Origin of the sequence: Microbacterium sp. ZW T5_45 (genome assembly GCF_044987415.1) — a bacterium.
Taxonomy (GTDB): Bacteria; Actinomycetota; Actinomycetes; order Actinomycetales; family Microbacteriaceae; genus Microbacterium.
In genome coordinates this window covers 20,890-45,848 of record NZ_JBJDRJ010000033.1, presented here as the reverse complement: position 1 = coordinate 45,848, position 24,959 = coordinate 20,890, and the positions used below count along the sequence as shown (strand labels likewise).

The 24,959-nt window shown below is 68.7% G+C and carries 27 protein-coding genes and 1 pseudogene; 8 read left to right on the top strand and 20 right to left on the bottom strand.

All coding sequences use genetic code 11. From position 1 onward, the window contains the following. The 5 genes and pseudogenes from ACI3KS_RS15325 to ACI3KS_RS15305 all read left to right on the top strand — a co-directional run. The coding region (locus ACI3KS_RS15325; protein WP_404919407.1) for an integrase core domain-containing protein at window positions 1–188 on the top strand (188 nt) is incomplete at its 5' end. Between the two features lie 27 nt (window positions 189–215). After that, window positions 216–1,364, top strand: a pseudogene (locus tag ACI3KS_RS15320) (anion permease); the annotation flags it as partial. A 25-nt stretch (window positions 1,365–1,389) separates the two neighbouring features. Beyond that, the gene (locus ACI3KS_RS15315) at window positions 1,390–1,671 is read left to right on the top strand and encodes a hypothetical protein (protein ID WP_404919406.1); all 282 of its coding nucleotides are present in this window, start codon (window positions 1,390–1,392) and stop codon (window positions 1,669–1,671) included. 1 nt (window position 1,672) lies between these two features. Beyond that, a complete protein-coding gene (locus ACI3KS_RS15310) occupies window positions 1,673–2,305 on the top strand; it encodes a DUF3349 domain-containing protein (protein WP_404919405.1) in 633 nt (210 codons plus the stop codon). Between the two features lie 113 nt (window positions 2,306–2,418). After that, on the top strand, window positions 2,419–2,610 hold the full coding sequence (locus tag ACI3KS_RS15305; protein WP_404919404.1) for a hypothetical protein: 192 nt from the start codon (window positions 2,419–2,421) through the stop codon (window positions 2,608–2,610). A 73-nt stretch (window positions 2,611–2,683) separates the two neighbouring features. On the opposite strand, the gene ACI3KS_RS15300 is transcribed toward ACI3KS_RS15305, so the two are convergent. The 11 genes from ACI3KS_RS15300 to rplU form a co-directional block, all read right to left on the bottom strand. Next, a complete protein-coding gene (locus ACI3KS_RS15300) occupies window positions 2,684–2,968 on the bottom strand; it encodes a hypothetical protein (RefSeq protein ID WP_404919403.1) in 285 nt (94 codons plus the stop codon). A gap of 106 nt (window positions 2,969–3,074) precedes the next feature. Then, window positions 3,075–3,770: an SDR family oxidoreductase gene (locus ACI3KS_RS15295; RefSeq protein ID WP_404919402.1), complete on the bottom strand. Its 696-nt coding sequence runs from the start codon at window positions 3,768–3,770 to the stop codon at window positions 3,075–3,077. Between the two features lies 1 nt (window position 3,771). Then, window positions 3,772–4,143 carry a ribosome silencing factor gene (gene rsfS, locus ACI3KS_RS15290; protein WP_404919401.1) on the bottom strand — a complete coding sequence of 124 codons (372 nt, stop codon included), beginning with the start codon at window positions 4,141–4,143 and terminating at the stop codon, window positions 3,772–3,774. A gap of 3 nt (window positions 4,144–4,146) precedes the next feature. Further along, complete coding sequence (locus ACI3KS_RS15285; RefSeq protein ID WP_404919400.1) at window positions 4,147–5,319, bottom strand: hypothetical protein; 1,173 nt, start codon at window positions 5,317–5,319, stop codon at window positions 4,147–4,149. Beyond that, window positions 5,316–5,918 carry a nicotinate-nucleotide adenylyltransferase gene (gene nadD / locus ACI3KS_RS15280; RefSeq protein ID WP_404919399.1) on the bottom strand — a complete coding sequence of 201 codons (603 nt, stop codon included), beginning with the start codon at window positions 5,916–5,918 and terminating at the stop codon, window positions 5,316–5,318. Before nadD ends, ACI3KS_RS15285 begins: the two co-directional genes overlap by 4 nt. Window positions 5,919–5,924: 6 nt before the next feature. Continuing rightward, window positions 5,925–6,149 (bottom strand): hypothetical protein, encoded by a 225-nt coding sequence (locus ACI3KS_RS15275; RefSeq protein WP_404919398.1) that lies wholly within the window; start codon window positions 6,147–6,149, stop codon window positions 5,925–5,927. A 64-nt stretch (window positions 6,150–6,213) separates the two neighbouring features. Next, entirely contained in the window at window positions 6,214–7,467 is a 1,254-nt protein-coding gene (locus ACI3KS_RS15270; RefSeq protein WP_404919397.1) for a glutamate-5-semialdehyde dehydrogenase, read from the bottom strand. A 9-nt stretch (window positions 7,468–7,476) separates the two neighbouring features. Next, complete coding sequence (gene proB / locus ACI3KS_RS15265) at window positions 7,477–8,262, bottom strand: glutamate 5-kinase (protein ID WP_404919396.1); 786 nt, start codon at window positions 8,260–8,262, stop codon at window positions 7,477–7,479. Beyond that, entirely contained in the window at window positions 8,259–9,761 is a 1,503-nt protein-coding gene (gene obgE, locus ACI3KS_RS15260) for a GTPase ObgE (RefSeq protein ID WP_404919395.1), read from the bottom strand. The genes proB and obgE overlap by 4 nt, the downstream gene beginning before the upstream one ends. Window positions 9,762–9,871: 110 nt before the next feature. Beyond that, window positions 9,872–10,129, bottom strand: coding sequence for a 50S ribosomal protein L27 (rpmA, locus tag ACI3KS_RS15255; protein WP_017202370.1), 258 nt, complete (start codon window positions 10,127–10,129; stop codon window positions 9,872–9,874). An 18-nt stretch (window positions 10,130–10,147) separates the two neighbouring features. After that, window positions 10,148–10,456 (bottom strand): 50S ribosomal protein L21, encoded by a 309-nt coding sequence (gene rplU, locus ACI3KS_RS15250; RefSeq protein WP_404919394.1) that lies wholly within the window; start codon window positions 10,454–10,456, stop codon window positions 10,148–10,150. Window positions 10,457–10,669: 213 nt separating this feature from the next. Between rplU and ACI3KS_RS15245 the strand changes: the two genes are divergently transcribed. Further along, window positions 10,670–10,936 (top strand): DUF4031 domain-containing protein, encoded by a 267-nt coding sequence (locus ACI3KS_RS15245; protein ID WP_404919393.1) that lies wholly within the window; start codon window positions 10,670–10,672, stop codon window positions 10,934–10,936. Here ACI3KS_RS15245 and ACI3KS_RS15240 read toward each other — a convergent pair. Next, window positions 10,901–13,396: an Rne/Rng family ribonuclease gene (locus ACI3KS_RS15240; protein WP_404919392.1), complete on the bottom strand. Its 2,496-nt coding sequence runs from the start codon at window positions 13,394–13,396 to the stop codon at window positions 10,901–10,903. The genes ACI3KS_RS15245 and ACI3KS_RS15240 overlap by 36 nt on opposite strands. Window positions 13,397–13,691: 295 nt before the next feature. On the opposite strand from ACI3KS_RS15240, the gene ACI3KS_RS15235 reads away from it, so the two are divergent. Beyond that, window positions 13,692–14,303, top strand: a complete 612-nt coding sequence (locus tag ACI3KS_RS15235) for a vitamin K epoxide reductase family protein (RefSeq protein WP_404919391.1) — start codon at window positions 13,692–13,694, stop codon at window positions 14,301–14,303. A 58-nt stretch (window positions 14,304–14,361) separates the two neighbouring features. Here ACI3KS_RS15235 and ndk read toward each other — a convergent pair whose 3' ends face one another. The 5 genes from ndk to ACI3KS_RS15210 form a co-directional block, all read right to left on the bottom strand. Then, the gene (gene ndk, locus ACI3KS_RS15230; RefSeq protein ID WP_400853535.1) at window positions 14,362–14,778 is read right to left on the bottom strand and encodes a nucleoside-diphosphate kinase; all 417 of its coding nucleotides are present in this window, start codon (window positions 14,776–14,778) and stop codon (window positions 14,362–14,364) included. Window position 14,779: 1 nt separating this feature from the next. After that, the gene (locus tag ACI3KS_RS15225; RefSeq protein ID WP_404919390.1) at window positions 14,780–15,214 is read right to left on the bottom strand and encodes a DUF4233 domain-containing protein; all 435 of its coding nucleotides are present in this window, start codon (window positions 15,212–15,214) and stop codon (window positions 14,780–14,782) included. Continuing rightward, window positions 15,211–16,563, bottom strand: coding sequence for a bifunctional folylpolyglutamate synthase/dihydrofolate synthase (locus tag ACI3KS_RS15220; protein WP_404919389.1), 1,353 nt, complete (start codon window positions 16,561–16,563; stop codon window positions 15,211–15,213). Before ACI3KS_RS15220 ends, ACI3KS_RS15225 begins: the two co-directional genes overlap by 4 nt. Then, window positions 16,560–19,928, bottom strand: coding sequence for an isoleucine--tRNA ligase (gene ileS / locus ACI3KS_RS15215; protein ID WP_404919388.1), 3,369 nt, complete (start codon window positions 19,926–19,928; stop codon window positions 16,560–16,562). Before ileS ends, ACI3KS_RS15220 begins: the two co-directional genes overlap by 4 nt. A gap of 242 nt (window positions 19,929–20,170) precedes the next feature. Next, window positions 20,171–20,983: a DUF2510 domain-containing protein gene (locus ACI3KS_RS15210; RefSeq protein ID WP_404919387.1), complete on the bottom strand. Its 813-nt coding sequence runs from the start codon at window positions 20,981–20,983 to the stop codon at window positions 20,171–20,173. A 117-nt stretch (window positions 20,984–21,100) separates the two neighbouring features. Here ACI3KS_RS15210 and ACI3KS_RS15205 point away from each other — a divergent pair, with 117 nt between their 5' ends. Continuing rightward, entirely contained in the window at window positions 21,101–21,751 is a 651-nt protein-coding gene (locus ACI3KS_RS15205; protein ID WP_404919386.1) for a pentapeptide repeat-containing protein, read from the top strand. Here the strand turns inward: ACI3KS_RS15205 and ACI3KS_RS15200 are convergent. From ACI3KS_RS15200 to ACI3KS_RS15190, 3 genes are read right to left on the bottom strand one after another with little or no spacing between them, the layout of a single operon-like run. After that, complete coding sequence (locus ACI3KS_RS15200; RefSeq protein WP_404919385.1) at window positions 21,736–23,232, bottom strand: ATP-binding cassette domain-containing protein; 1,497 nt, start codon at window positions 23,230–23,232, stop codon at window positions 21,736–21,738. The genes ACI3KS_RS15205 and ACI3KS_RS15200 overlap by 16 nt on opposite strands. Next, window positions 23,229–24,011 (bottom strand): ABC transporter permease, encoded by a 783-nt coding sequence (locus ACI3KS_RS15195; protein WP_404919384.1) that lies wholly within the window; start codon window positions 24,009–24,011, stop codon window positions 23,229–23,231. Before ACI3KS_RS15195 ends, ACI3KS_RS15200 begins: the two co-directional genes overlap by 4 nt. Window positions 24,012–24,019: 8 nt before the next feature. Further along, window positions 24,020–24,958, bottom strand: a complete 939-nt coding sequence (locus tag ACI3KS_RS15190; protein ID WP_404919383.1) for an ABC transporter permease — start codon at window positions 24,956–24,958, stop codon at window positions 24,020–24,022. Window position 24,959: the final 1 nt, after the last annotated feature.

Here is a 24,959-nt window from a genome sequence, read left to right as displayed (position 1 = left end):
TCTACAAGGCCGAACTCATCCATGCCCGCCCAGCCTGGCCCTCCGTGACCGAGGTCGAGTTCCAGACGATGAACTGGGTCGACTGGTGGAACAACAAGCGTCTCCACGAAGCTCTCGACTACGCCACCCCAACCGAGATCGAAGCCGCCTACTATCAATCACAGAACGCCGAACCGGCGCTCACATAGACAACGGAACAGAACCCAGGGCGGTTCAGCTTCGACTTCACGAACGGTTTCCACGACACCGGAAACGCGATGGCCACGTCCATCGCAACCGGTGCTCTCAAGCCCAAAGTGGCCGTCACCATCTCCGCGATCCTGAATCTCGTCGGAGCATTCCTGTCCGTCGAGGTCGCTGCGACCATCACGAAGGACGTCCTCAAGATCCAGACCGAGACGGGAAGCCTGGTCGACGGCCTGAGTCCCGAGACCGCGATGACCATCATCTTCGCCGGGCTCGTCGGCGGCATCCTGTGGAACCTCCTCACCTGGCTGCTGGGGCTCCCCTCGAGCTCCTCCCACGCGCTCTTCGGCGGACTCATCGGAGCAGGCCTCGCGGGCGCCGTCGCCCTGAACTGGTCGGGCATCATCGGCAAGATCATCGTCCCCGCCTTCCTCTCCCCCGTCATCGCCGGCGCGGTGGCCGCCGTCGGCACCTTCCTCGTCTACTCGATCACTAAAGGTGTGGCGAACAAGCGTCGAGAATCCGGCTTCCGCTGGGGACAGATCGGCACGGCATCCCTCGTCTCCCTCGCCCACGGAACCGGTGACGCGCAGAAGACGATGGGCGTCATCGCCCTCGCCCTCATCGCACACGGGTCGCTCACCACCCAGGGCATCGAGGATGACGGGCTGCCCGTCTGGATCATCGTCGTCTGCGGCGTCGCGATCGCCCTCGGCACCTACCTTGGCGGCTGGCGCATCATCCGCACCCTCGGCAAGGGGCTCGTCGAGATCGACGCGCCGCAAGGCATGGCGGCTGAGGCGTCGTCGGCGGCCATCATCCTCACCTCCAGCTCGATGGGAATGGCCCTGTCGACCACCCACGTCGCGACCGGATCCATCCTCGGCTCTGGTGTGGGCAAGCCCGGTGGTGTCGTCCGCTGGGGCGTGGCCGGCCGCATGGCCGCTGCCTGGCTGATCACCATGCCCGCGGCCGGCGTCGTCGGCGCGCTCTGCTACTTCCTCGCGAACGGCATCGGCGGCGTCGCCGGAGCGATCGTCGTGTTCGCGATCCTCGTCGCCCTCGCGGGCTACATGTACCTGCACAGTCGTCGCCAGCGGGTCGACGCCTCCAACGTCAACGCGGAATGGGACGGAAAGGTCGTCCCCGACGCCCAGCCCGCCGCCACGGCATCCTGACCCGCACCGCAGACAGATCGGAATCATGATGGACATCATCTGGGGCGACATCGCACTGGCCGCAGGCCGCGTCCTCCTCGTCGGCGCCCTGCTCGGCGCCGGCCTCCCGGCACTGTTCGCGCTCGGGCTCCGGCTGCACGCGGCGGGAGCGGGCGACGTCGACGGCTCCACCGCACGACGTCCCGCTCTCACCGCCGCCGGCTACGCGCTCTTCGGCGTCGTGATCGCTGCGGTACTCCTCGGCGTGCTGTGGATCACCCGCAACAGCCTGCATCACTACCTCGGCATCTCGCTGTTCGGAGCGTGACATGGCAGACAGCCTCGTCTCATCGATCCTCCGCTGGCTGCGTGCCGGCTACCCCGAGGGCGTACCCCCGAAGGACTACTACCCCTTGCTCGCTCTGCTGCGCGACACCCTGAGCCGCGAGGAGTTCGAGGATGTGATCGCTAGGATCGAGGCACTCGACGCCGATCCGATCCGCGTGAAGGACATCCGCGCTGCGATCGAGCACGTGACATCCGAACCTCCGAGCGATGAGGACGTCCGCGCGATCGCCGGCCGTCTCGCCGTGGTCGGCTGGCCCCTCAGCGGCGGCGCGCAGAAGCTCGCCGCCGCGCACGTCTCGATCCAGACGTCCGCCGCCCCGGTCAGCACCTCCCCCGGCCCCGTCCAACGGGCGCTCGCCTGGCTGCGTGCGGGATACCCCGAGGGCGTGCCCGCGATCGACTACATCCCGCTGCTGGCGCTGCTGCGCCGCCGGCTCGATGATGAAGAGGTCCGCCAGGTCGCCGACGCGTTGATCGCGCAGGATGGCGACGGCATCGCGTCCCGTATCGATGCGCAGGTGCTGATGACCAAGGTCCTCGGCGAGCTCCCGTCCGACGACGACCTGCATCGTGTGGAGCATCGTCTGGCGGAGTCCGGCTGGAACCTCGTCTGACCCGCTGAGGGTCCGGTCGCCGACCCCTAGCCACGCCGACGATAGAACGCAAGCCTCTCCCCGTCGAGCATTCGCGGCTCTACCGTCGGAGAATCCGACGAGAGGAGAGCACCATGTCCATGAATCCGATTCCCCCGATCCCGCCGCTCATCGACGGCGGAGCCGAGGACGCGAACGTACCGGTGCGCGAGGTCGACGGCGAGGAGCTGCTGGATCCGGATGCCGACGCGACGGGCATCGACGGCGCCGAAGCCGACCGGATCGCCGCGGAACATGGCGGGGCCGACGACGTCGACGACCGCTGAGCCTCGACGTGCGAAGGGGCGGCCGGACTTGAGTCCGACCGCCCCTTCCTGTCGATGCGCGTGACGATACGTGTCAGTCCGCGACCAGCGGCGGCAGGTGCGGGATCGCGATGGGCCGGGTCGCACGACTCCCGCCCTGCAGGCGTTCGACGTGCTCCAGCACCTCGAACGGCGTTCCGTACGTGCTGGCGAGCGGGAGATCCCGCAACCAGACCACCTCCACCTCGGTGGGCGCGAACTCGTAGACGCAGGCGACCACATGCCGCGTGTCATCCTGTGCGAAGTGCAGGTCGTTGATCACCCACTCCGACGGCGTGATGCGTCGCAGGACATAACGTGGGTCGGGATCCAATGACATGTGACAGTCCTCCAAGAGCTCTCCGTACAGAGAGTGTCTCGGCAAGGGCTGCCAGGGAGAAGCCCCTTGACATACCGCGTCCCGCAGGCCTATCCGCAGCCGCAGCTCAGCGAGCGCCGGTGGGTCGGATGCTGAGATCCGTCAGATGCGCGTCATCCGGCAGGTCCAGAGCCGTCACGATCGTGGTCGCCACCGACTCCGGGTCGATGAAGCGGGAGGCGTCGTACTCGCGCCCCTCCTGCTGATGCACGCGGATCTGCATGGGTGTCGCCGTGCGGCCGGGATAGATGGAGCTGACCTTGATCCCGTGCTCCGCCTCCTCCTGGCGCAGCGAGTCCGCCAGCGCCTTGAGACCATGCTTGGATGCCGCATACGCCGACCATCCCGCGTGGGCGTTGAGCCCCGCGCCGGAGTTGACGAAGACCACTCGGCCGCGGGACACGCGCAGCACCGGCAGCAGCAGCCGGGTGAGCTCCGCGGGGCCCGTGAGGTTGACGGCCAGCTGGTGATCCCAGACAGCAGGAGCCAGATCGACGACGGGCCCGAGATCGACGACGCCGGCCGCATGGACGACGGAATCGAGCCGCTCAGGCAGGGCCTGCTTCGACAGCGCCCAGGACAGGCGCCCCGGAACGGCGAGATCGCCGACCAGAGTCGACGCGCCCTCGAACTCCTCGACGAGCTGGCGCGCTCGTCCGGCATCCCGCGCGAGCAGGATCACCTCGTCGCCGCGAGCGAGCAGTCTGCGTGCGAGGGCGGCTCCGATCCCGGAGCCACCTCCGGTGAGGAGGTGGACAGTCACGTCAGGCCGGATCCGCCGCGACCTGGAAGGGAACGACGGGGCAGTCCTTCCAGAGACGCTCGAGGCCGTAGTAGACGCGCTCCTCCTGATGGAAGACGTGCACGATCAGATCGCCGAAGTCCAGCAGGACCCAGCGTGCCTCTGCACGTCCCTCACGACGGACGCGCTTGTGGCCGGACTCGATGAGCTTGTCCTCGATCTCATCGGCGATCGCGGCGACGTTGCGCTCGCTGTTGCCGGTGACGAGCAGGAAGATGTCGACGAGCGGCAGCGGCTCCGACACGTTCAGCGCGACGAGATCCTCGCCGCCCTTGCTGACGGCGGCATCGGCTGCGATCTGCAGCATCTCTTCGGCGGTTTCAGGTGACTGCATCAGTTAGAGCACATTCGTGGTGAAGGCGATCACGAGCACGACGCCCAGCGCGAGCGCCAGACCCCCCGCAACGATCGCAAGGGTGAGCATGAGCTTGTTGCCCTTTTCCGGGGCGGGCGGGCGGATGACCTCGCCGGCGGGCTTGATCGTGCTGACCGCAGCACTCGCCGCGATCGGGGTCGGAGACGATGCCGGAGGCAGCTCGCCGTCGATCAGCACCGCGTCGACGTCCTTGCCGTCGGCGACCCCAGTGGCATGCCCCTGCGAGCCGAGGCCCTGCGGGAGCTCGTAGGAACCGGTGACGAGGATCTCGCCGGTCGATGCGACCGGACCGTCCAGGGCGCCATCGCCGGGGGCGGGTGTGAAGATCAGGGTGTTGGATGCCGTGTGCGATCCGGCCGAGTCACCGGACGCGAGGAGGTCGTCGAACGAGGGTGCGGCGGGAGCGACCGGCGTGGTGTCGGCGAGCACACCCTGCCCGAAGGCGGGGCTGACGATCGGACGCTCGTCGTCGGCGAGCGCGTCGGCGGGATCACCGGCGTCGGCGAGCAGGTCGTCCTCGTCGACGCGGTCGTCCTCGACAGGTACGTCGATGCCGAGTTCGGCGACGGCCGCAGCCGCATCGACATCGTGGTCCTCGGACGCGGGCCCGGCCTCGGGCGGGAGCTCGGCCTCTGGCGCGGGCTCGAACACCAGCGGAACCTCGGAAGCTGCGGCAGCGCTGACCGGGACGACGTCGACGTGCTCGTCCACGTCGTCATCGTCGTCATCGGACGGCTGCGGGAGTGCAGGCGCGGGCTCAGCCGCATCATCGGCTGAGCCGCTGTCCTCTCCCTGAACGGGCACAGACGCCGTCTTGATGCGCTCCTGCTCACGCGCCTGACGACGGGTCAGAGGGGCGCCATCGGTGCTTTCTGCGATCCGGTCCTCGGCCGGCGAGACCTCAGCAGCAGGCAGCGCCACCGGCTCGATCGTCGGCAGTGGCGGTACGGGAGGGGCCGCAGGCACATCGGCGATGACATGGTTCTCGGAGACCGCGTCCTCCGATACCGCATCCCCAGAGACGGCGCTCTCATCGACGGTCTCCTCGGCGCCGATGACCGGGGTCGATCCGGTCCGCCGAAGCTCCCGCAGTTGCTTTCGCGTCAGCGGACCCTGCTGATCCGATGTACTCATGCCGTGCTCCGATACAGATGATGCTTCGCGATGTATTGAACGACCCCGTCAGGAACGAGGTACCAGACCGGTTCTCCGTCCTGCACCCGTTCGCGACAGGCCGTCGACGAGATCGACAGGGCGGGGACCTCGAGCTGGCTGACGTTGTCCTCCGGCAGTCCGTCGGTGCTCAGAACGTGTCCGGGCCGTGAGACCGCGACGAAGTGGGCCAGCTCCCACAACTCATCATGGTCTCTCCAACTGAGAATCTGCGCTACGGCATCCGCTCCGGTGATGAAGAAGAGCTCGGCATCCGGTCGATCGCGCTTGAGATCGCGCAGTGTGTCGATCGTGTAGGTCGGACCCTCGCGATCGATGTCGACCCGACTGACGGTGAACTGCGGATTGGATGCCGTCGCGATCACCGTCATCAGATAGCGATGCTCGCTGGGGCTGACTTCGGACTTCTGCCACGGCCGACCGGTGGGGACGAAGACGACCTCATCGAGGTCGAAGGAGTGCGCGACCTCGCTGGCGGCGACGAGATGTCCGTGATGGATCGGGTCGAAGGTCCCTCCCATCACACCGATGCGCGCCGGGCGCGAGGTCGTGTCAGTCATCTGGGCTCAGTGCCCGTGCCCTGCTCCGTGGCCGTCCTTGCCGTGCTTCGCGGCGAATGCCTCGGCCTTGGCCGAGTGACGGTTGGCGACGTTCTTGTACGAGAACGTGACGAGGCCCAGGAAGGCGAACACGATCGCAGCGACGGCACCGAAGATGAGGGTCTCGAGTTGCACGTTGCCGTGGTGCTCGGTCTCTGCGGCGGCCATCGCGATCTGTGCGACGAGGTTCATCCTGACTCCGTTTCGTGGCTGGCGGGCGTAGCGCTCGAGGCTACAGCGCCCCCTAGTCTAGCCCTCAGCCCCGCGTCTGCCCTGACCCACGCGCCAGCCACTTCGTGCTGGTGAGCTCCGCAAGACCCATCGGCCCTCGGGCGTGCAGCTTCTGCGTCGAGATGCCGACCTCGGCTCCGAAACCGAACTCGCCGCCGTCGGTGAACCGTGTCGACGCGTTCGCCATGACGACGGCGGAGTCGACCTCCGCGAGGAAGCGCTCGGCGTTGCGGGAGTCGGTGGTGACGATCGACTCGGTGTGGCCGGTGCTGTATCGACGGATGTGATCGAGCGCTTCGTCGAGCGAGTCGACGACCTTGATCGCGATGTCGAGGCTGAGGTACTCGGTCGCCCAGTCCTCCTCGGTCGCGGGGATGACGTTCGACACGAGGCCGGCGACGATGTCGTCGCCGTGGATCGCGACGCCCTCGCTCTGCAGCGCGCTCGCGACCAGCGGAACCAGGCGGGGAGCGGCCTGCCGGTGCACCAGCACGGTCTCCACGGCGTTGCAGACACTGGGCCGCTGGACCTTCGCGTTCACGACGATGTCGCGCGCCCAGTCGTCGGGGGCGCTCTCGTCGAGGACGATGTGCACGTTCCCGGCACCGGTCTCGATCACCGGCACGGTCGATTCCGTCACGACGGTCTCGATCAGCCCGGCGCTCCCCCGCGGCACGAGCACGTCGATGAAGCCCCGCCCGTGCATGAGCGCCGCAGCTCCCTCCCGTCCGAAGTCGTCGACGGTCTGGACGGCCTCGGCGGTCAGCCCTGCGCCGTCCACAGCCTGCCGCATGACGTCCACGAGCACCGTGTTGGACTCGAGGGCGGCGCTGCCGCCGCGCAGCACCACGGCGTTCCCGGAACGCAGTGCCAGCGCCGCGATGTCCACGGTCACGTTGGGCCGCGCCTCGTAGATCGCGCCGACCACGCCGAACGGAACCCTGACCTGCTCGAGAGCGACGCCGTTCGGCATCCGATGCCCGCCGGTGACCCGCCCCACGGGATCCGGGAGAGCCGCGACCTCGCGGACGGCGGAGGCGAGAGCCGCGACCCGCTTCTCGTCGAGACGGAGACGGTCGATGAGCGACTCGCCGATGGCGTTCTCACGGCCGCGGACGATGTCGAGCCCGTTGGCCTCGATGATTCGTGCAGCGTTCTGCTCGAGTGCCACGGCGATCGCCTCGAGGACATGGGCCTTGTCATCGCTGGTGAGCGCGGCGGTGGCGCGGGACGCCTCCTTGGCGCGCTCCAAGCGCACCTGCGGGGTCTGGTCGGTCATCCCGCCAGTCTAAGAGACGGCGGGTTCGAACCAGGTCCCTATTTCACCGCCGGTCAGCGCCTTGTCGACGAGATCGGCGCTCGTCACGAGCACGCCGATACCGGATGCCGCGGCGAGCCTCGCGGCCGACACCTTGGTCGCCGCACCCCCGGTCCCGACACTGTTGACGACCGTGGAACCGAACTCGAGGCCGGAGAGATCGGCATCCGGAGCGATCACGTCGATCGGCTCGGCTGAGGGGTCGGATGGCGGTCTCGTGTAGAGCGATTCGATGTCGCTCAACAGCACCAACGCGTCGGCCTGCACGAGCTGCGCGACGAGCGCGCCGAGCCGATCGTTGTCGCCGAAGCGGATCTCCTGAGTGGCGACGGTGTCGTTCTCGTTGACGATCGGCAGCACGCGCAGGCCGAGCAATCGCTCCATCGCGCGACGCGCGTTGCTGCGCGACGTCGAGTTCTCGAGGTCCCCCGTCGTCAGGAGAACCTGGCCGGCGACGATGCCGAACGGACGGAGCGCCTCCTGGTAGCGGAACACGAGGATGTTCTGGCCGACAGCTGCGGCAGCCTGCTGGGTCGCGAGGTCGGTGGGACGCGCATCGAGATTGAGGAACGGGATGCCGGTCGCGATCGCCCCCGAGGAGACGAGGATCACCTCGGTGCCCCGCGCGTGAGCGGCGGCGAGAGCGTGCACGAGCATCGGGATGCGCCACGAGGATTCGCCGCTGATCGACGACGACCCGACCTTGACGACGATGCGCGACGCCGTCGCAAGATCCGCCCGGGTCTGCGCGGTCACTCCCCGTCCTCGCGGTAGGTGGCGAGACGCTCGGCCTCGTCCTGCGCGCGGAGAGCGGTTCGAGCGTCCATGCGCTCGTAGTACTGCTCACGCCGTTCGGTCGTGGTGCGACGCGCGTTCGGGGCAAGACGCGGATCGGTACCGCGAGGGGCTGTCATCAGCTCGGCCGCCGAGCTCATGGTCGGCTCCCAATCGAACACGATGCTGTCGCCCTCGCCGATGACGACGGTGGAACCCTGTACGGCCCCGAGACGGAACAGCTCGTCCTCGACGCCGAGCTTCTCGAGACGGTCGGCGAGGAATCCCACAGCCTCTTCGTTCTGGAAGTCGGTCTGCTGCACCCAGCGCACCGGCTTCTCGCCCAGGATGCGGTAGACGTTGCCGTACGTTCCACCCTCGACGCGGATGGAGAAGTCCTTCTTCGATCCCTTGGGGCGGATCACCACGCGCTCACGGACGGGTTCCGCCGCGGCCAGCTCGGCGCGATGCTGGTCGACGATCTCGCCCAGCGCGAAGGTCAGCGGACGCAGGCCCTCGTGCGAGATGGTCGAGATCTCGAACACACGGAAACCGCGCTCCTCGAGCTCGGCACGCACGAAGTCCGCGAGTTCACGAGCATCCGGAACATCGATCTTGTTCAGGGCGATGAGCTGCGGGCGCTCCAGAAGGGGCGTCTGCCCCTCGGGAACCTCATAGGCGGCGAGCTCCGCAAGGATCACGTCGAGGTCGGAGATCGGGTCGCGACCCGGCTCGAGCGTCGCGCAGTCGAGAACGTGCAGCAGTGCGGAGCAGCGCTCGACGTGACGGAGGAACTCGAGTCCGAGCCCGCGCCCCTCGCTGGCGCCTTCGATCAGTCCGGGCACGTCGGCCACGGTGTAGCGGAAGTCGCCCTGCTGCACGACGCCCAGGTTCGGGTGCAGCGTGGTGAACGGATAGTCGGCGATCTTCGGGCGGGCCGCGGAGATCGCACCGATCAGACTGGACTTGCCGGCGGACGGGTAACCGACGAGAGCGACGTCGGCGACGGTCTTCAGCTCGAGCGTGACATCGCCCTCGTAACCGGGAGTACCGAGAAGGGCGAAGCCCGGCGCCTTGCGCTTCGGCGTCGCGAGGGCGGCGTTGCCCAGCCCGCCCTGACCGCCCTGGGCCACGACGTAGCGCTCCCCTGGCACGATCATGTCGATCAGCACCTCGCCGGCGGCGTTCTTCACCACGGTGCCGACGGGCACGGGGAGTTCGACGGTCTCGCCGAGGAAGCCCGAGCGGTGATCGCCCATTCCGGGGCCGCCGTTGCCCGAGTTGCGGTGCGGAGAATGATGGTACGAGAGCAGCGTTCCGGTCTGGGTGTCGGCGACGAGCACGATGTCGCCGCCGTCTCCCCCGTTGCCGCCGTCAGGGCCGCCGAGCGGCTTGAACTTCTCGCGGTGCACGGAGACACAGCCGTTCCCACCCTTGCCCGCGCGCAGGTGCAGGGTCACGGTGTCGACGAAGCTGACCATGTCTCTCTCCTCAGAAAAGATTTCGGCCGCATGATGCGATTCGGCCTGATACGACAATTCGGGACGGGCCGAAGCCCGCCCCGAATCGGATGTCTACTGTCGCGCTGAGATCACTCGGCAGCGGCGACGATGTTGACGACCTTGCGGCCGCCCTTCGCGCCGAACTCGACCGCACCGGCGGCCAGAGCGAACAGCGTGTCGTCGCCACCACGGCCGACGTTCACGCCGGGGTGGAAGTGCGTGCCGCGCTGGCGGACGATGATCTCGCCGGCGAGGACCTGCTGGCCGCCGAAGCGCTTGACGCCAAGTCGCTGCGCGTTGGAGTCACGACCGTTACGGGTGGAGCTTGCGCCCTTTTTGTGTGCCATGTCCTGGTCTCCTCGGTCTTACTTGATGCCGGTGATCTTGACGCGCGTGAGCTCCTGGCGGTGGCCCTGACGCTTCTTGTAGCCGGTCTTGTTCTTGTACTTCTGGATGATGATCTTCGGGCCGCGGAGGTTGCCGAGAACCTCAGCCGTGACCTTGACCTTCGCGAGAGCGTCGGCGTCGGTGGTCACCGCAGCGCCGTCGACGAGCAGCACGGCGGGCAGCTCGATGTTCTCGCCCTGAGCAGCCTGAACACGGTCGAGCTGAACGATCGTGCCGACCTCGACCTTCTCCTGCCGCCCACCGGCGCGCACTACTGCGTAAACCACTTCATACCTGTTTCGTTGGGGAGCAATTCTGCTCCGAGAATCTCACGGGAAGACTGTTGCTTGCATGCATCGCGGGGCGACGGGTGCGAATGCAAGACTCTCCGCTCCGACCGTCGAGGAAGGGGCGGCATACGCACCAAGGGACTACTTTACCGGATGCCGGGCACTGTCGCAAAGTGAGGCGAGGGGCGTGTCCGGTCGTAGGCTGACGCCATGACCGTTCTCGTCGACGACCCGCTCTGGCCCGCCCACGGAAGACTGTGGGCGCACCTGGTCAGCGACGAGAGCCTGTCGGAGCTACACGCCTTCGCGCGGGTGCACGACCTGCCGCCGCGCGCGTTCGACCTCGATCACTACGACGTCCCTGAGGAGAGCCTCCCCCGGCTCATCGCCGGGGGAGCTCAACACGTCGGCGGCAAGGAGCTCGTCCGACGGCTGATCGCCTCAGGACTCCGCGTCCCCGCTCGTGACCGGCGCTGACGACTCGCCATTCACCGAGACCGGGGTGCCGGTCAGTGCCGCTGTCGTGACCCGACGACGACCTCGGCCCTGCCCCGGGGCCTTCGGCTCGGGCAGTGCGTCCAGAACCGAGTCGAGCAGCTGCTCGGCCGGTGTCTTCGGGCCCTTGCGCTCGGAGGTGCGCTTCTTGCGCGGCTTCTTGGGCCGTTCAGAAGCGGCGACGGGCTCCACCGCGGGGATCAGCGTCTCGGGAGCCTCTTCCGCGTGCGGGGCACGCGTCGAGGCGGCGATCTGCGCAAGCGCCGACTTCGCGCCCTCGGGAATGCTGTGCGTGACGTTCGCGACCGGCTGCGGCGCCTGCGGCGGGGTGTTGCCGCCGCGCTGACGCCGTCCGCCGTTCTGCTGGCCGTTGCCATTCGACGACACACGGTGCTTGACGACCGGGTCGTGGTGCACGATCACACCGCGCCCCGCGCAGACCTCGCAGGCCTCGCTGAAGGTCTCGAGCAGGCCGAGGCCCAGCTTCTTGCGGGTCATCTGCACGAGGCCGAGAGACGTGACCTCCGCGACCTGGTGCTTCGTCCGATCGCGGCTCAGGCACTCGATGAGTCGGCGCAGCACGAGATCGCGGTTCGACTCGAGCACCATGTCGATGAAGTCCACGACGATGATTCCGCCGATGTCGCGCAGGCGCAGCTGACGGACGATCTCCTCCGCCGCCTCCAGGTTGTTCTTGGTGACGGTCTCCTCGAGGTTTCCGCCCGAGCCGACGAACTTGCCGGTGTTGACATCGACGACCGTCATCGCCTCGGTGCGGTCGATGACCAGCGAGCCGCCGGACGGCAGCCAGACCTTGCGGTCGAGTGCCTTCTCGATCTGCTCGGTGATGCGGAACGCATCGAAGGGATCGACCTCATCCTCATAGGACTCGACGCGCTCGAGCAGATCGGGGGCGACGCCTTCGAGGTAGGCGCGGATCGTCCGCTGCGATTCCTCGCCCTGGATGAGCATCTTCGTGAAGTCCTCGTTGAAGACGTCGCGGACGATCTTCACGAGCAGGTCGGGCTCGGCGTGCAGCAGCGCGGGCGCCTGCTGGCTCTCGACCTGCTTCTTGATGTGCTCCCACTGCGCCGTCAGACGCTGCACGTCGCGCGTGAGCTGATCCTCGGTGGCACCCTCGGCCGCGGTGCGGACGATCACGCCGGACGACTCGGGCAGCACCTCCTTGAGGATGCGCTTGAGACGAGCGCGCTCGTTGTCGGGCAGCTTTCGGCTGATGCCGTTCATGGAGCCGCCGGGCACGTACACGAGGTAACGGCCGGGAAGCGAGATCTGGCTCGTCAGTCGCGCGCCCTTGTGTCCGACCGGGTCCTTCGTGACCTGGACGAGCACGCGGTCGCCGGGCTTGAGCGCCAGCTCGATCCGACGCGGCTGGTTGCCGGTCTCGACACCGTCCCAATCGACCTCGCCCGAGTAGAGCACGGCGTTGCGTCCGCGCCCGATGTCGACGAAGGCCGCCTCCATGCTCGGCAGCACGTTCTGCACGCGGCCGAGGTAGACGTTGCCGATGAGCGACGCGTCCTGGTTGCGCGCGACGTAGTGCTCGACGAGCACGCCGTCCTCGAGAACGCCGATCTGAGTGCGACCGTTCTTGGAGCGGACGACCATCTTGCGGTCGACCGACTCGCGGCGCGCGAGGAACTCGGCCTCGGTCACCACCGGGCGACGACGACCTGCATCACGCCCGTCACGACGACGCTGCTTCTTGGCTTCGAGGCGCGTGGACCCCTTGATGGCCTTCGGCTCGGTGATGTACTCGACGACGCGCTGGCGCGGCTGGCGCGGCTCTGAGCGCTCCTCGTCGCCCTCAGGGCCTCCGCGACGGCGACGGCGTCCGCGGACGGAACCCTCGTCCAGATCGCGGTCGCGCTCAGTGGCGCGCTCGAACGAGCGACCTGCCCGCGCGGGCAAAGGCGTGATCTCCGGAGCGTAGAAGTGCAGCTGCGTGGAGACCTGCGAGACGAAGACCTCGGGGATCAGGCCCAGCGAGACGGCCGTGAGAGCGGCGGGAGCCTCGGGCTCCGGAGCGGCGGGGACCTCCACGGCAGCGGGCTCGCCGGCCGTCTCCTCGGAGACGGATGCTTCGTCCGCGGCGGCTTCTTGGACGGCTGCGTCCTCGGCGGGCGCGTCCTCGGCGGGCACCTGCTCAGCGGCCGCAGTGTCGACGGGTGCGTCCTCGGCGGGCGCCTCTTCGACAGACCCCTCTTCGACAGGCGCCTCGTCGGCAGGCACCTCTTCGACAGGCGCCTCCTCAACGGCGGCCGGTGCCTCGTCGGTGGTGGGCGCGTCCTCCGCGGGAGCGCCGCCCTCGTCGACTGCCGGCTGCTCGGTCGGCGCGTCGGCGACCGGGTCTACGGGTGCGTCAGCATCCGCAGGGAAGTCGAGAGTAGGGGCGTCGTAGTCATTGGTCTCATCGGCCATCTCTGGCGTACTCCTCGCGCGAGGCCTCGGCCTCGCAAAATCTCATGCGGTACCCGCGGGTGCCGCGAACTCACTCGGTGTGCGACCGGCTCATGGCTCTGGTCACGAGGGGCATAGGACCCCGAAGTCTGCGTCGATGCGTGCCACGACAGGTGCCGAGCGGTGCATCACAGGTCATTATCGCACCATCGGCCGGGATTCGCGGCATCCGGCCCGACCCGAGCATGCGGTACGTCTTCTTTTGACACGGTCGCGCTCTCGCCACGCGCATAGCAACCGCTGGGATAATCCAAATATGAGCGAGCAGCGCGCCCGACACCGGGGCTACGGAATCTGGTTGATCATCGCGAGCGTCGTCGGCTGGTTCGCCGCCTTCCAGCTCACGGTGGAGAAGTTCGTGCTGCTCCAGACACCGGACGCCGCGCTCAGCTGCGACCTCAGCGCGTTCATCCAGTGCGGCAAGAACCTGAACTCCTGGCAGGGCGAGGTGTTCGGGTTCCCGAACCCGATCCTGGGGCTCACCGGGTGGATGGCCCCTCTCGTCGTCGGCGTCGCGATCCTCGCCGGCGCTCGCTTCCCCCGGTGGTTCTGGCTGCTGTTCGGCGCCGGCATCACCTTCGCCTTCGGCTTCGTGTGCTGGCTGATCGGGCAGAGCATCTACGACCTCGTCGTCCTCTGCCCCTGGTGCATGGTGACATGGGCCGTGACGATTCCGACGTTCTTCTCGACCCTGCTGCACCTGACCAGGAATGGGACATTCACCTCGAACGGGAAGGCCAAGGAGCGTGCCGCCTCGCTCATGAAGTGGGTCCCCCTCGCGACGATCCTCGCCTACGCGGTCATCGTCACGATGGCTCAGCTCAAGGGCATCGACTTCATCAGCGAGATGATCAACCTCATCTTCTGACCCCGGTCGCGAAGAAGCCCTCCGCCGATGGCGGAGGGCTTCTCTCATTCACGAGGCGTCAGTCGAACCAGATGCCGAGTTCGCGAGCCGCCGACTCGGGGCTGTCGGAGCCGTGCACGAGGTTCTGCTGAACCTTGAGGCCCCAGTCGCGGCCGAAGTCGCCGCGGATCGTGCCGGGGGCGGCGGTGGTCGGATCGGTCGTGCCGGCGAGCGAGCGGAAGCCCTCGATGACGCGGTTGCCCGCGAGGCGGATCGCCACGGACGGTCCGGAGAGCATGAACTCGATCAGCGGCTCGTAGAAGGGCTTGCCCTCGTGCTCGGCGTAGTGGGCGGCGAGCAGGTCGCGGTCGGGCTCGACGAGCCGGATGTCGACGAGCGCATAGCCCTTCGCCTCGATGCGGGCGAGGATCGCGCCGGTGAGGCCGCGTGCGACGCCATCGGGCTTGACGAGGACGAGGGTTTCTTCGGTGGCCATGTCATTCACTCTCTGTGTCTGAGTTCTGCAGGGTCTGAGTCTCGGTCGTGGGCCCGTCGGGACGTCGTGCGTCGATGCGGGCCCCCATGATCGTCGCATACGCCCACATGCCGCCGAAAATCACGACGACGAGCAGGATCGCCGGCACGAGCAGGGCCGACAGCGCGATGATCGCCTGGATCACCCAGCCTGCGCTGATCGCCCAGGGCTTCGTGATCATGCCCGCGACGACGATGCAGGCGAGGCCGATGACCGCACCGCCCACGATCCCCCACCAGGGCTCGACGCCGACCGCCGCGGTCGCCTTCAGGCCGAAGATCGTGAGACCCGCCAGGAACACGACGATCGCCTCGAATCCGAGAACGATCGGCGCGAGCTTCTGCACCAGCGTTCGCGGTGGGCGCGGGGCACGGGCCGAGGCGGATGCCGTGCTCATGCGCGCCACCCGGACTTCCAGTCCTCGTCCTCGGCCAGTGCGATCGCCTCGCCGGCGAGCACGACGGACCCGGCGATGACGACGGCTCGACGGTCGGAGGACGCGGCCCATTCGCGCGCGGCATCCGCGGCATCCGCCAGCGACGGGTGCACGGTCGCACGCTGTCCGGCCTGCTCGACGAGGTCGGCGATCGTGTCGGCGTCGCTCGCGCGGTCCGAGTCCGGTGCGGTCGCGAACACGTGCGCGGCCACGGGAGCCAGCTTCGCGACGATGCCGGCGGCGTCCTTGTCTGCGAGCACGCCGAGGACCACACCCCACTCATCGAAATCGAAGCTGTCGTCCAGCGCCTGGGCGAGAGCCTCGGCGCCGTGGGGATTGTGCGCAGCGTCGACGACGACGGTCGGAGCGATGCCGAGCAGCTGCAGACGCCCCGGCGAGGTGACGGCCTGCAGGCCGTCCGTCACGATGCCGCCGGCGATCGGCCGGGTGGCGCCGCCGATCAGCGACTCCACCGCGGCAACGGCCAGGGCCGCGTTGTGTCCCTGGTGGGCACCGTACAGCGGCAGGTACTCCTCGGCGTACTCTCCGGCGAGGCCGCGGATCGTGATCAGCTGACCGCCGACCGCGAGCTTCTGCTCGGAGAGCCCGAAGTCCTCTCCCTCGAACGCGATGGTCGCGTTCCTCTCGGCGGCGACCGCACGCAGCACGGCGGCCGCGTCCTCCGGCTGCTGAGCCGAGACGACGGCGGCGCCCTCCTTGATGATCCCGGCCTTGACGGTCGCGATCTTCGCGATCGTGTCGCCGAGCCGGTCGGCGTGGTCGATGTCGATCGGTGCGAACACCGCGACGTCGCCGTCCGCGGTGTTCGTCGAGTCCCACTCGCCGCCCATTCCGACCTCGAGCACGAGAACGTCGACGGGCGCGTCGGCGACGGCGACGAACGCCAGCACCGTGAGCAGCTCGAAGAAGGTGAGCGGCTCCTCCCCCGCCGCCTCGAGCTCGGCGTCGACGATCCCGACGAAGGGCTCGATCTCATCCCAGGCGTCGGCGACGGCGTCGTCGGCGATCGGCTCGCCGTCGATCATGATGCGCTCGGTGAACCGCTCCAGGTGCGGGCTCGTGAACAGGCCGGTCCGCAGATCGTGCGCACGGAGCAGGCTCTCGATGATGCGGGCCGTCGACGTCTTGCCGTTGGTCCCCGTGATGTGCACCACACGGTACGTCTTCTGCGGGTCGTCGAGGTACTCGAGGATCCGGGCGACGCGCTCCTTCCGCGGCTGCACCCATCGCTCGCCCGCCCGGCTCAGAAGAGCCTCGTAGACGGCATCCGCTCGCTGCTGATCGCTCATGCGTGTGCTCCGATCCGGGCCACGGAGACCGTGAACGAGCCCGCGTTGGCGTAGGTGCTCGCGGCGACGTCCGCCTCGAACTCGGGCGCGGCGGACGTGTCGCCCGACTCGACGTGCACGGTGGTCGCCGAACGCACGGCGAAGCGCAGGGCGAGCGTCTCATCCGCGACCCCCGCCGTGTCGAACGCCGAGGCCACGGCCGCGGCATCCGTCTCTTCGGCGAACGTCAGCACCAGCTGGATGCGGTCGCTGACGTCGAACCCGGCGTTCTTGCGCGTCTCCTGCACGGCTCGGATCACGTCGCGCGCGAGCCCCTCGGCCTCGAGCTCGGGCGTGGTCTGCGTGTCGAGCAGGACGAAACCGCCGCCGGGCACGATCGCCAGGGCCTCGCCCTCGGGCCGGCCGGTCGTCTCGAGCGCGAGCTCGTACTCGGAGGGCTCGAGCGCGATGCCTCCCGCCGTCACGACGCCGTCGGCCTCGGACCAATCCCCGGCCTTCGCGGCCTTGATGACGGCCTGCACGTTCTTGCCGAGGCGCGGCCCGGCCGCGCGGGCGTTGACGCTCAGACGGTGGCTGATGCCGTAGTCCGCCGCCGTCTGCTCGGTCTGCGCGACGAGCTCGACGGCCTTGACGTTGAGCTCCTCGCGAAGGATGTCCTCGAACTGTCCGAGTGTCGCCGCCGCCGGCGAGACCACTGTGAGTCGGGCGAGCGGAAGGCGGACGCGCAGCTTCTCCTTCTTGCGCAGCGCGTTGCCGACGCTGGAGAGCTCGCGGACCGCATCCATCGCGTCGCGGATGTCGTCGGCCGCCGGGAACGCCGCCGCATCCGGCCAGTCCTGCAGGTGCACGCTGCGTCCCCCAGTGAGCCCCTGCCAGATCCGTTCGCTGACGAGCGGCACGAGGGGAGCGGCGACCCGGGTCAGCGTCTCGAGCACGGTGTAGAGCGTGTCGAACGCCTCCGTGCTCGACCCCTCCCAGAAGCGGTCGCGCGAGCGGCGTATGTACCAGTTCGTGAGGACCTCGGCGAAGTCGCGCAGACGCGCGGAGGCCGTCGTCGAGTCGAGTCCTTCGAGATCGGCCTTCACATCGCGGACGAGGTCGCCGAGTCGAGCGAGGATGTAGCGGTCGAGCACATCGGTCGAGTCGGTGCGCCAGGTCGCCTCGTAGCCGTCGGCGGCGTTCGCGTAGGTCGCGAAGAAGTACCACGAGTTCCACAGCGGCAGCAGGAACTCGCGCACACCGGCGCGGATGCCTTCTTCCGTGACCGCGAGGTTGCCGCCGCGCAGCACCGAGCTCGACATGAGGAACCAGCGCATCGCGTCGGAGCCGTCGCGGTCGAGAACCTCGCTGACGTCGGGGTAGTTGCGCAGCGACTTCGACATCTTGTAGCCGTCGCTGCCCAGCACGATGCCGTGGCAGCTCACGCCGGTGAAGGCCGGGCGGTCGAACAGCGCCGTCGACAGCACGTGCATGACGTAGAACCAGCCGCGGGTCTGCCCGATGTACTCGACGATGAAGTCCGCCGGTGCGTGAGTGTCGAACCACTCCTGGTTCTCGAACGGGTAGTGCACCTGCGCGTAGGGCATCGAGCCCGAGTCGAACCACACGTCGAAGACGTCCTCGATGCGGCGCATCGTGCTCTTGCCCGTGGGGTCGTCGGGGTTCGGCCGCGTGAGGTCGTCGATGTACGGGCGGTGCAGATCGACCTCGCCCTCGGGGTTGCGCGGGAGCGTGCCGAAGTCGCGCTCCAGCTCCTCCAGCGAGCCGTAGGCGTCGACGCGCGGGTACTCGGGGTCGTCGCTCTTCCAGATCGGGATGGGCGAGCCCCAGTACCGATTGCGGCTGATCGACCAGTCGCGCGCACCCTCGAGCCACTTGCCGAACTGGCCGTGCTTGACGTTCTCCGGCACCCAGGTGATCTGCTCGTTGTTCGCCAGCAGGTCGTCCTTGATGTCCGTCACCCGGATGAACCAGCTGGAGACGGCCTTGTAGATCAGGGGGTTCCGGCAGCGCCAGCAATGCGGGTAGGAGTGCACGTAGCTCTGCTCGCGCAGCAGTCGTCCCTGGCCGCGGAGCAGACGGATGAGCGGGGTGTTCGCGTCCATCCACAGTGTGCCGGCGACGTCGGTGACGTTGGGGAGGAACCGGCCGCCGTCGTCGAGCGAGAGGATGGTCGGGATGCCGGCCGCTCCGGACACGCGCAGGTCGTCCTCACCGTAGGCGGGAGCCTGGTGCACGATGCCCGTGCCGTCGCTGATCGTCACGTAGTCGTCGACGAGGATGCGCCATGCGTTCTCGGTGCCGTAGGTCTCGGCATCCGCGTAGTAGTCGAACAGGCGGTCGTAGGTGACATCCTGCAGTTCGGCGCCGCGCACAGTCTGCTCGACCGCGGCGAGCGCGTCGTCGGGGTTCTCGTAGCCGAGATCCTTCGCGTAGCCGGCGAGCAGTTCTCGGGCGAGCAGATAGCGGTGGGCGGATGCCTCGACGACGGCATCCGTGGTGCCGGCCGTCGCGTGCACGTCGGCCGCACCGTTCGGTCCTGCGGGCAGGACGACGTACTCGATCTCGGGCCCCACGGCGAGCGCGAGGTTGGTCGGCAGGGTCCAGGGGGTGGTGGTCCAGGCGAGGGCGCGCACGCCGGTGAGACCGAGCGACTCGGCCTTGGCGCCGGTGAGCGGGAAGGTCACCGTGACCGAGGGGTCCTGCCGGTTCTGGTAGACATCGTCGTCCATGCGCAGCTCATGCGCCGACAGCGGGGTCTCGTCGCGCCAGCAGTACGGGAGCACGCGGTAGCCCTCGTAGGCGAGGCCCTTGTCGTACAGGGTCTTGAACGCCCAGAGCACGCTCTCCATGTAGCCGAGGTCGAGCGTCTTGTAACCGCGCTCGAAGTCGACCCAGCGCGCCTGGCGGGTGACGTAGTCCTGCCATTCCCGGGTGTAGGTGAGCACCGAGGCCTTCGCCTTCGCGTTGAAGACGTCGATGCCCATGGCCTCGATCTCGCTCTTCTCGGTGATGCCGAGTTGCTTCATGGCCTCGAGCTCTGCCGGGAGGCCATGGGTGTCCCAGCCGAACACACGGTCGACCTTCTTGCCGAGCATGGTCTGGAAGCGCGGGAACACGTCCTTCGCATATCCGGTGAGCAGGTGACCGTAGTGCGGCAGACCGTTGGCGAAGGGCGGCCCGTCGTAGAAGACCCATTCGTCGTTGCCCTCGCGCTGCTCGATCGAGGCGCGGAAGGTGTCGTCGGTCTTCCAGAACTCGAGCACCTCGCGCTCGATGTCGGGGAAGCGGGGGCTCGGGGCGACGTCGGCGGCGGGCCCGAAGGCCGAGGCACCTGAGGTGGTCGAAGTGCGCGGGTAGGTCATGTCGTCTCGCAGGAGTCGTGGCGGATGCTGCTACGAGGACGATCCTCCGGATTCTCGTTCCGGCCGGACCGCGGTACCACCTCGCTTACTGCTGGGTCCCTGAGCATGTCGAAGGGCCCAGCAGTCACTCTCGCTGCGGCTGTGACGGGCCTGCCCCGCTCGGTTCTACTGGGCCCTTCCCGTGCGGTCGAGGCTGTTCTTCCGAGAGCTCCCCGGTGATGGCCGGATCGATGCTCGTGCGTCTAGTGTACGCGCGTCTCGGGCGCGGGCGGGTGCGTGGGCAGCAACGACAGTCGGCGTGAGGCGAGGAGGGTCAGCAGCATCAGCGCGCCGGTGAACAGGAGGACGACGCTCACGCCGATCAGGCCCGGCGCTGCGGAGGCGGACAGCGACGCCTGCATGGCCATCACGATGCCGATCACGAGCAGCAGTGCTCCGATGCCGCCGACGATCATCGCCAGCACCTGCGTGTTCCGGATCATTCGGGGGCCGAAGTGCGAGGGGCGCACGATGCCGCGCTCCGACACGTAGTGCGCCCAGGTGGTGCCGGTCCACCACCGCGACGCATTCGCCGTCAGGCGGTACCACCCGGCGTCGGGTCCGTCCTGCTGCCCCGGCAGCGGGCGCACGACGGAGTTGTCGAGCGCCGCCGTCCGTGGTGGCGGGGACTTCTTGCGACGAGACGCTTTCGCCGCACCCCGCATGAACATGACGCCCAGCACGACGAATCCGCCCGACAGACCGGCGAAGCCGTAGCCGAACAGGCTGAGCGGGAGCATGACCGCAGCGATGAGCGCGAGCATCCCTCCGACGAACCATCCCAATCCAGGGGGTTCGACCGCGAATGGCTCCGCAACGGGGACTCCTCGCCGGATGACGTAGCCACTCCAGAAGCTGCCTGTCCACCAGCGCTCCTGGTCCGTGCCCGGCTGGATGTACCACCCCATCGGCGGTGCCGTCGCAGCGACCTCGCGCTCGTGCTGGCTCCAGGCCGTCCCGTCCCACCAGCGCTCGCGCCCTGGCGTCCCGGTCTCGTACCACCCCGGCTGCGTCATGCGTTCCCCCTTCGCGCAGACCTGTCTCCGGCGAGCCTAACCGCGGGTGTGGTTCTCGCACGGCAGGACCTGCGCAGAGCCGCACGCACGGCACGACCGAGCCCGTACGCTCGAACCATGCCCCGCACCGCCGAGTCCCCCGCCGCGCCTCGCGTCTCCCCTCCTGACCTCCCTCCGCATCTGACGGCGGCCCGGCCCGCGCGCGGCGCCGACCTGATCGCCGCACGTCTCGAGCTCGAGGGCACGACCGACCTCTCCTACGCGACCCTGGAGCAGTGCACGGTCGACGCCGACGCCGACGCCGTCGACCTCACCGGCGCGACGATCCTCGACGTCGAGATCACCGACGCCCGCATCGCCTCGCTGCGCCTGCGCGGTGCGAGCGTCCGCCGCCTCCGCCTCGCCGGCGGACGCATCGGCAGCCTCGACCTCAGCGACACCCGCATCGGCGAACTCGAGATCCGCGGCCTCCGCATCGACTACCTCACCCTCGGCGGAGCGAAGGGCACCGACATCGAGATCGTCGACTGCACCATCCGCGCCCTCGACATGCCGCAGGCCGAACTGACCCGCGTGCGTTTCAGCGGCACCTCGAGCGAGGAGGTCGACCCCCGCGGTCTCCGCGCCACGGACGTGGACCTCCGCGGACTCGACGCGAACGGCTACCTCGACGCCAACAGCCTGCGCGGCACCACCCTGAGCTACTTCCAGGTGCAGCAGCTCGCCCCGCTGTTCGCCGCAGGGCTCGGCATTCAGGTCAAGGACTGACCGCTCGCAGCGAGAAGTTCCCGGGTGAACGGATGCCGTGGTGCCGCGAACACGTCGCGCACGGCACCCTCTTCCACGATGCGGCCGTCCTGCATCACGATGACCTCATCGGCGATCGCACCGACGACATCGAGATCGTGCGAGACGAAGAGCATGGTCAACGCTCGATCCCGCTGCAACCGGGCGAGCAGCTGCAGCACGCGCTCCCGCGCCGACGGATCGAGGGCGGAGACGGGCTCGTCGAGCACCAGCACCTCGGGATCCGCGGCGAGCGCACGGGCGATGGCCGCGCGCTGGCGCTGCCCGCCGGAGAGCGCACTCGCCCTCCGCTCCGCGAGCGACGGATCGAGATCGACCTCGGCGAGAAGCGCGGCGATCCGCTCCCCGTGGTCCGACCGTGGCGCTCCCCCTGCCCCGAGCGCTTCCCGCAGGGATCGAGCGATCGTCCAGCGCGGATCGAACGCCCCAAGGGGGTTCTGGTGCACCAGCTGCACCCGATGGCGTCGCGCCCATCGGAGTTCGCCGCTGTCCGCATGCTCGACGCCCACGATCATCCGTGCGAGCGTCGTCTTGCCAGAGCCCGATTCCCCCACGATCCCGAGAGTGCGCCCCTCCCGCACAGAGAACGAGGCATCGGCCACCGCCGGCACGCCTCCGAAGCTCTTCGACACGCCGACGGCCTCGACCACGACGGCTTCCCCGCCGGAGGACGACTCACGAGGCTCGTGTCGAGTCGCGTCGATGAGGGTGCGCGTGTACTCGTGAGCGGGGTTCTCCAGCACCTCCGACACCGGACCCTGCTCGACGATCTCTCCGTCGCGCATCACGAGCACGCGATCCGCCAGCCGCCGAACGGCAGCGAAGTCATGGCTGATGAAGAGCACGGCGGTACCGGCTTTCGCGATCTCCCGCAGCAGCCCGAGGATGCGCGCCTGCACAGTCGCATCGAGCGCGGTCGTCGGCTCATCGGCGACGAGGATGCCCGGCTCCGCGGCGAGCGCCGAGGCGATCAGTGCGCGCTGGCGCAGACCGCCGGAGAGCTCGTGCGGATGCTGTCGCGCTCGCCGCGGAGCATCCGGCATCGACACCCGGGCGAGCAGTGAGAGCACGCGCTGCGGCGAGGCGTCGAGGCCGTGCAGCCGCAACGGCTCGGCGATCTCGGTGCCGATGCGCTGCAGGGGGTCGAGTGACACAAGGGCGTCCTGTGAGACGAGCGCGATGCGGGCTCCGCGCAGTCGACGCCACCCGCGTTCGCCGAGGGTTCGCACATCCGTGCCATCCACCCGCAGCCTCTCCGAGTCGACCCTGGCCCCGGTGGGGAGCAGTCCCAGCAGCGCGCGAGCCGTCAGCGATTTACCCGCTCCCGACTCACCCACGATCGCCACGCACTCCCCCGGGTGCACCTCGAGGGACACCCCCTGGACGAGCGGACGACCAGCGATCGCGATGCGCAGATCCCTCACATCGAGCGCCGCGGTCATGATGCCCTCCCCGCCCGCAGGATGCGGCCGACGACGGTCGCGGCGACCACCGTCACCGTGATCGCGAGTCCGGGGAACAGCGAGATCCACCACGCCTGACCGATCACGTTGCGCCCTCCGGCCAGCATCAGACCCCATTCCGGTGTCGGCTCGGCAGGCCCCAGCCCGAGGAAGCTGAGTCCCGCCGCCGCGAGGATGCTCGAGCCGATGCCGATGGTCGCCAGGACGCTCAGCGAACCGAGCACGCCTGGCATCACGTGGCGGAGGAATGCGGGCAACGGCCGGACGCCGAGGATCCGCGCGGCCTCGACGTGCTCGGCGATCCTCAGCGTCCTGGTCTGCACCCTGGCGAGTCGCACGTACACGGGGACGGCTGCCAGTGTCACCGCGATCGCGATGTTCGCCGGTCCGGGCCCGAGCACGGCCACCACGAGCAGGGCGACGAGGAACTCCGGGAACGCCATGAGCACATCGGTGACCCGCATCAGCACGATGTCGATGGATCGGTGCACGGTGCCGGAGATCGCACCGATGACGAATCCGACGACCAGGGCGATGCCCGTCGCCAACAGTCCGATCCCGACCGATCGACCGGTGCCGTGGACCACCCGCGAGAAGACATCGCGTCCGCTCTGATCCGTGCCGAAGAGATGCTCGGCGCTGGGCGGGAGGAGCGCCGAGCGCACGTCCGTCTGCAGCGGGTTCTGCGTCGCCAGCAGGTCGGGAAGCAGCGCAGCGACGGCGACGAGCGCGAGGATCGCGATGGCGGTCCAGAACATCACACGCCTCATCGCGCCGCCCTCGAGACGCGCACGCGCGGATCGACCAGCGGATGCAGCAGGTCCACGGCGATGTTCACCACCACGAACACGACCGCGCTGAACAGGATGATCCCCGTGATCACGGGGAGATCGCGATTCGTGATCGCGGCCAGAGTGACCCTGCCGAGGCCCGCCCTCGCGAACACCGTCTCCACGAGGACCGCACCGCCGAGGACGGACCCGGTGAGGTAGGCGGCGAGAGTCATCGCTCCGGCGGCACCGTGACGCAGTCCGTGACGCAGCGTGAACCAGACGGGGCCGGCGCCACGCGCGCGCACCGTCTCGGCGAACGGCATCCGCTCCGCCTGTTCCAGACCGTCGCGGAGAACCTGGCTCAGCAGCGCGGCCACGGGCAGGGCGAGGGTGAGGGCGGGCAGCACGATCGTGGCCGGGTTGCGCGCGCCGGACACCGGGAACCAGCCGAGACCGAACGCGAAGACGCTGAGCAGCACCAGGCCGATCCAGAAGACGGGAGACGAGAGCAGCACGAGCTCCACCCCGGCCGCAACTGCACGTCCGACCCTCCCGCGCACGAGGATCGTCACGGCGAGGGCGAGGATCACGGCGAGCAGCAGCGCGATCGCCGACAGCTGGAGGGTCGCACCGAGCTGGCGGCCGATGACCTCCCCGACCGGCATCCGCAGCTGGTAGGACTCGCCGAGATCGCCCCGCGCGAGCTGACCGATGTACGCCACGTACTGCTCCCACGCGGGGCGATCCAGTCCGAGCTCGGCGCGGATCGCGTCCTTCGCCTGCTCGCTGATCTGCGCCTGGGGTCCGAGCATCACCGACACCGGGTCCCCGGGGATCACCCGGAAGGCGAGGAACGCCAGCGTCGCGGCTCCCCACAGGACGGCGAGGGCGGATGCGGCGAGTCCGGCGATCCTCAACAGCGCAGCCTTCACA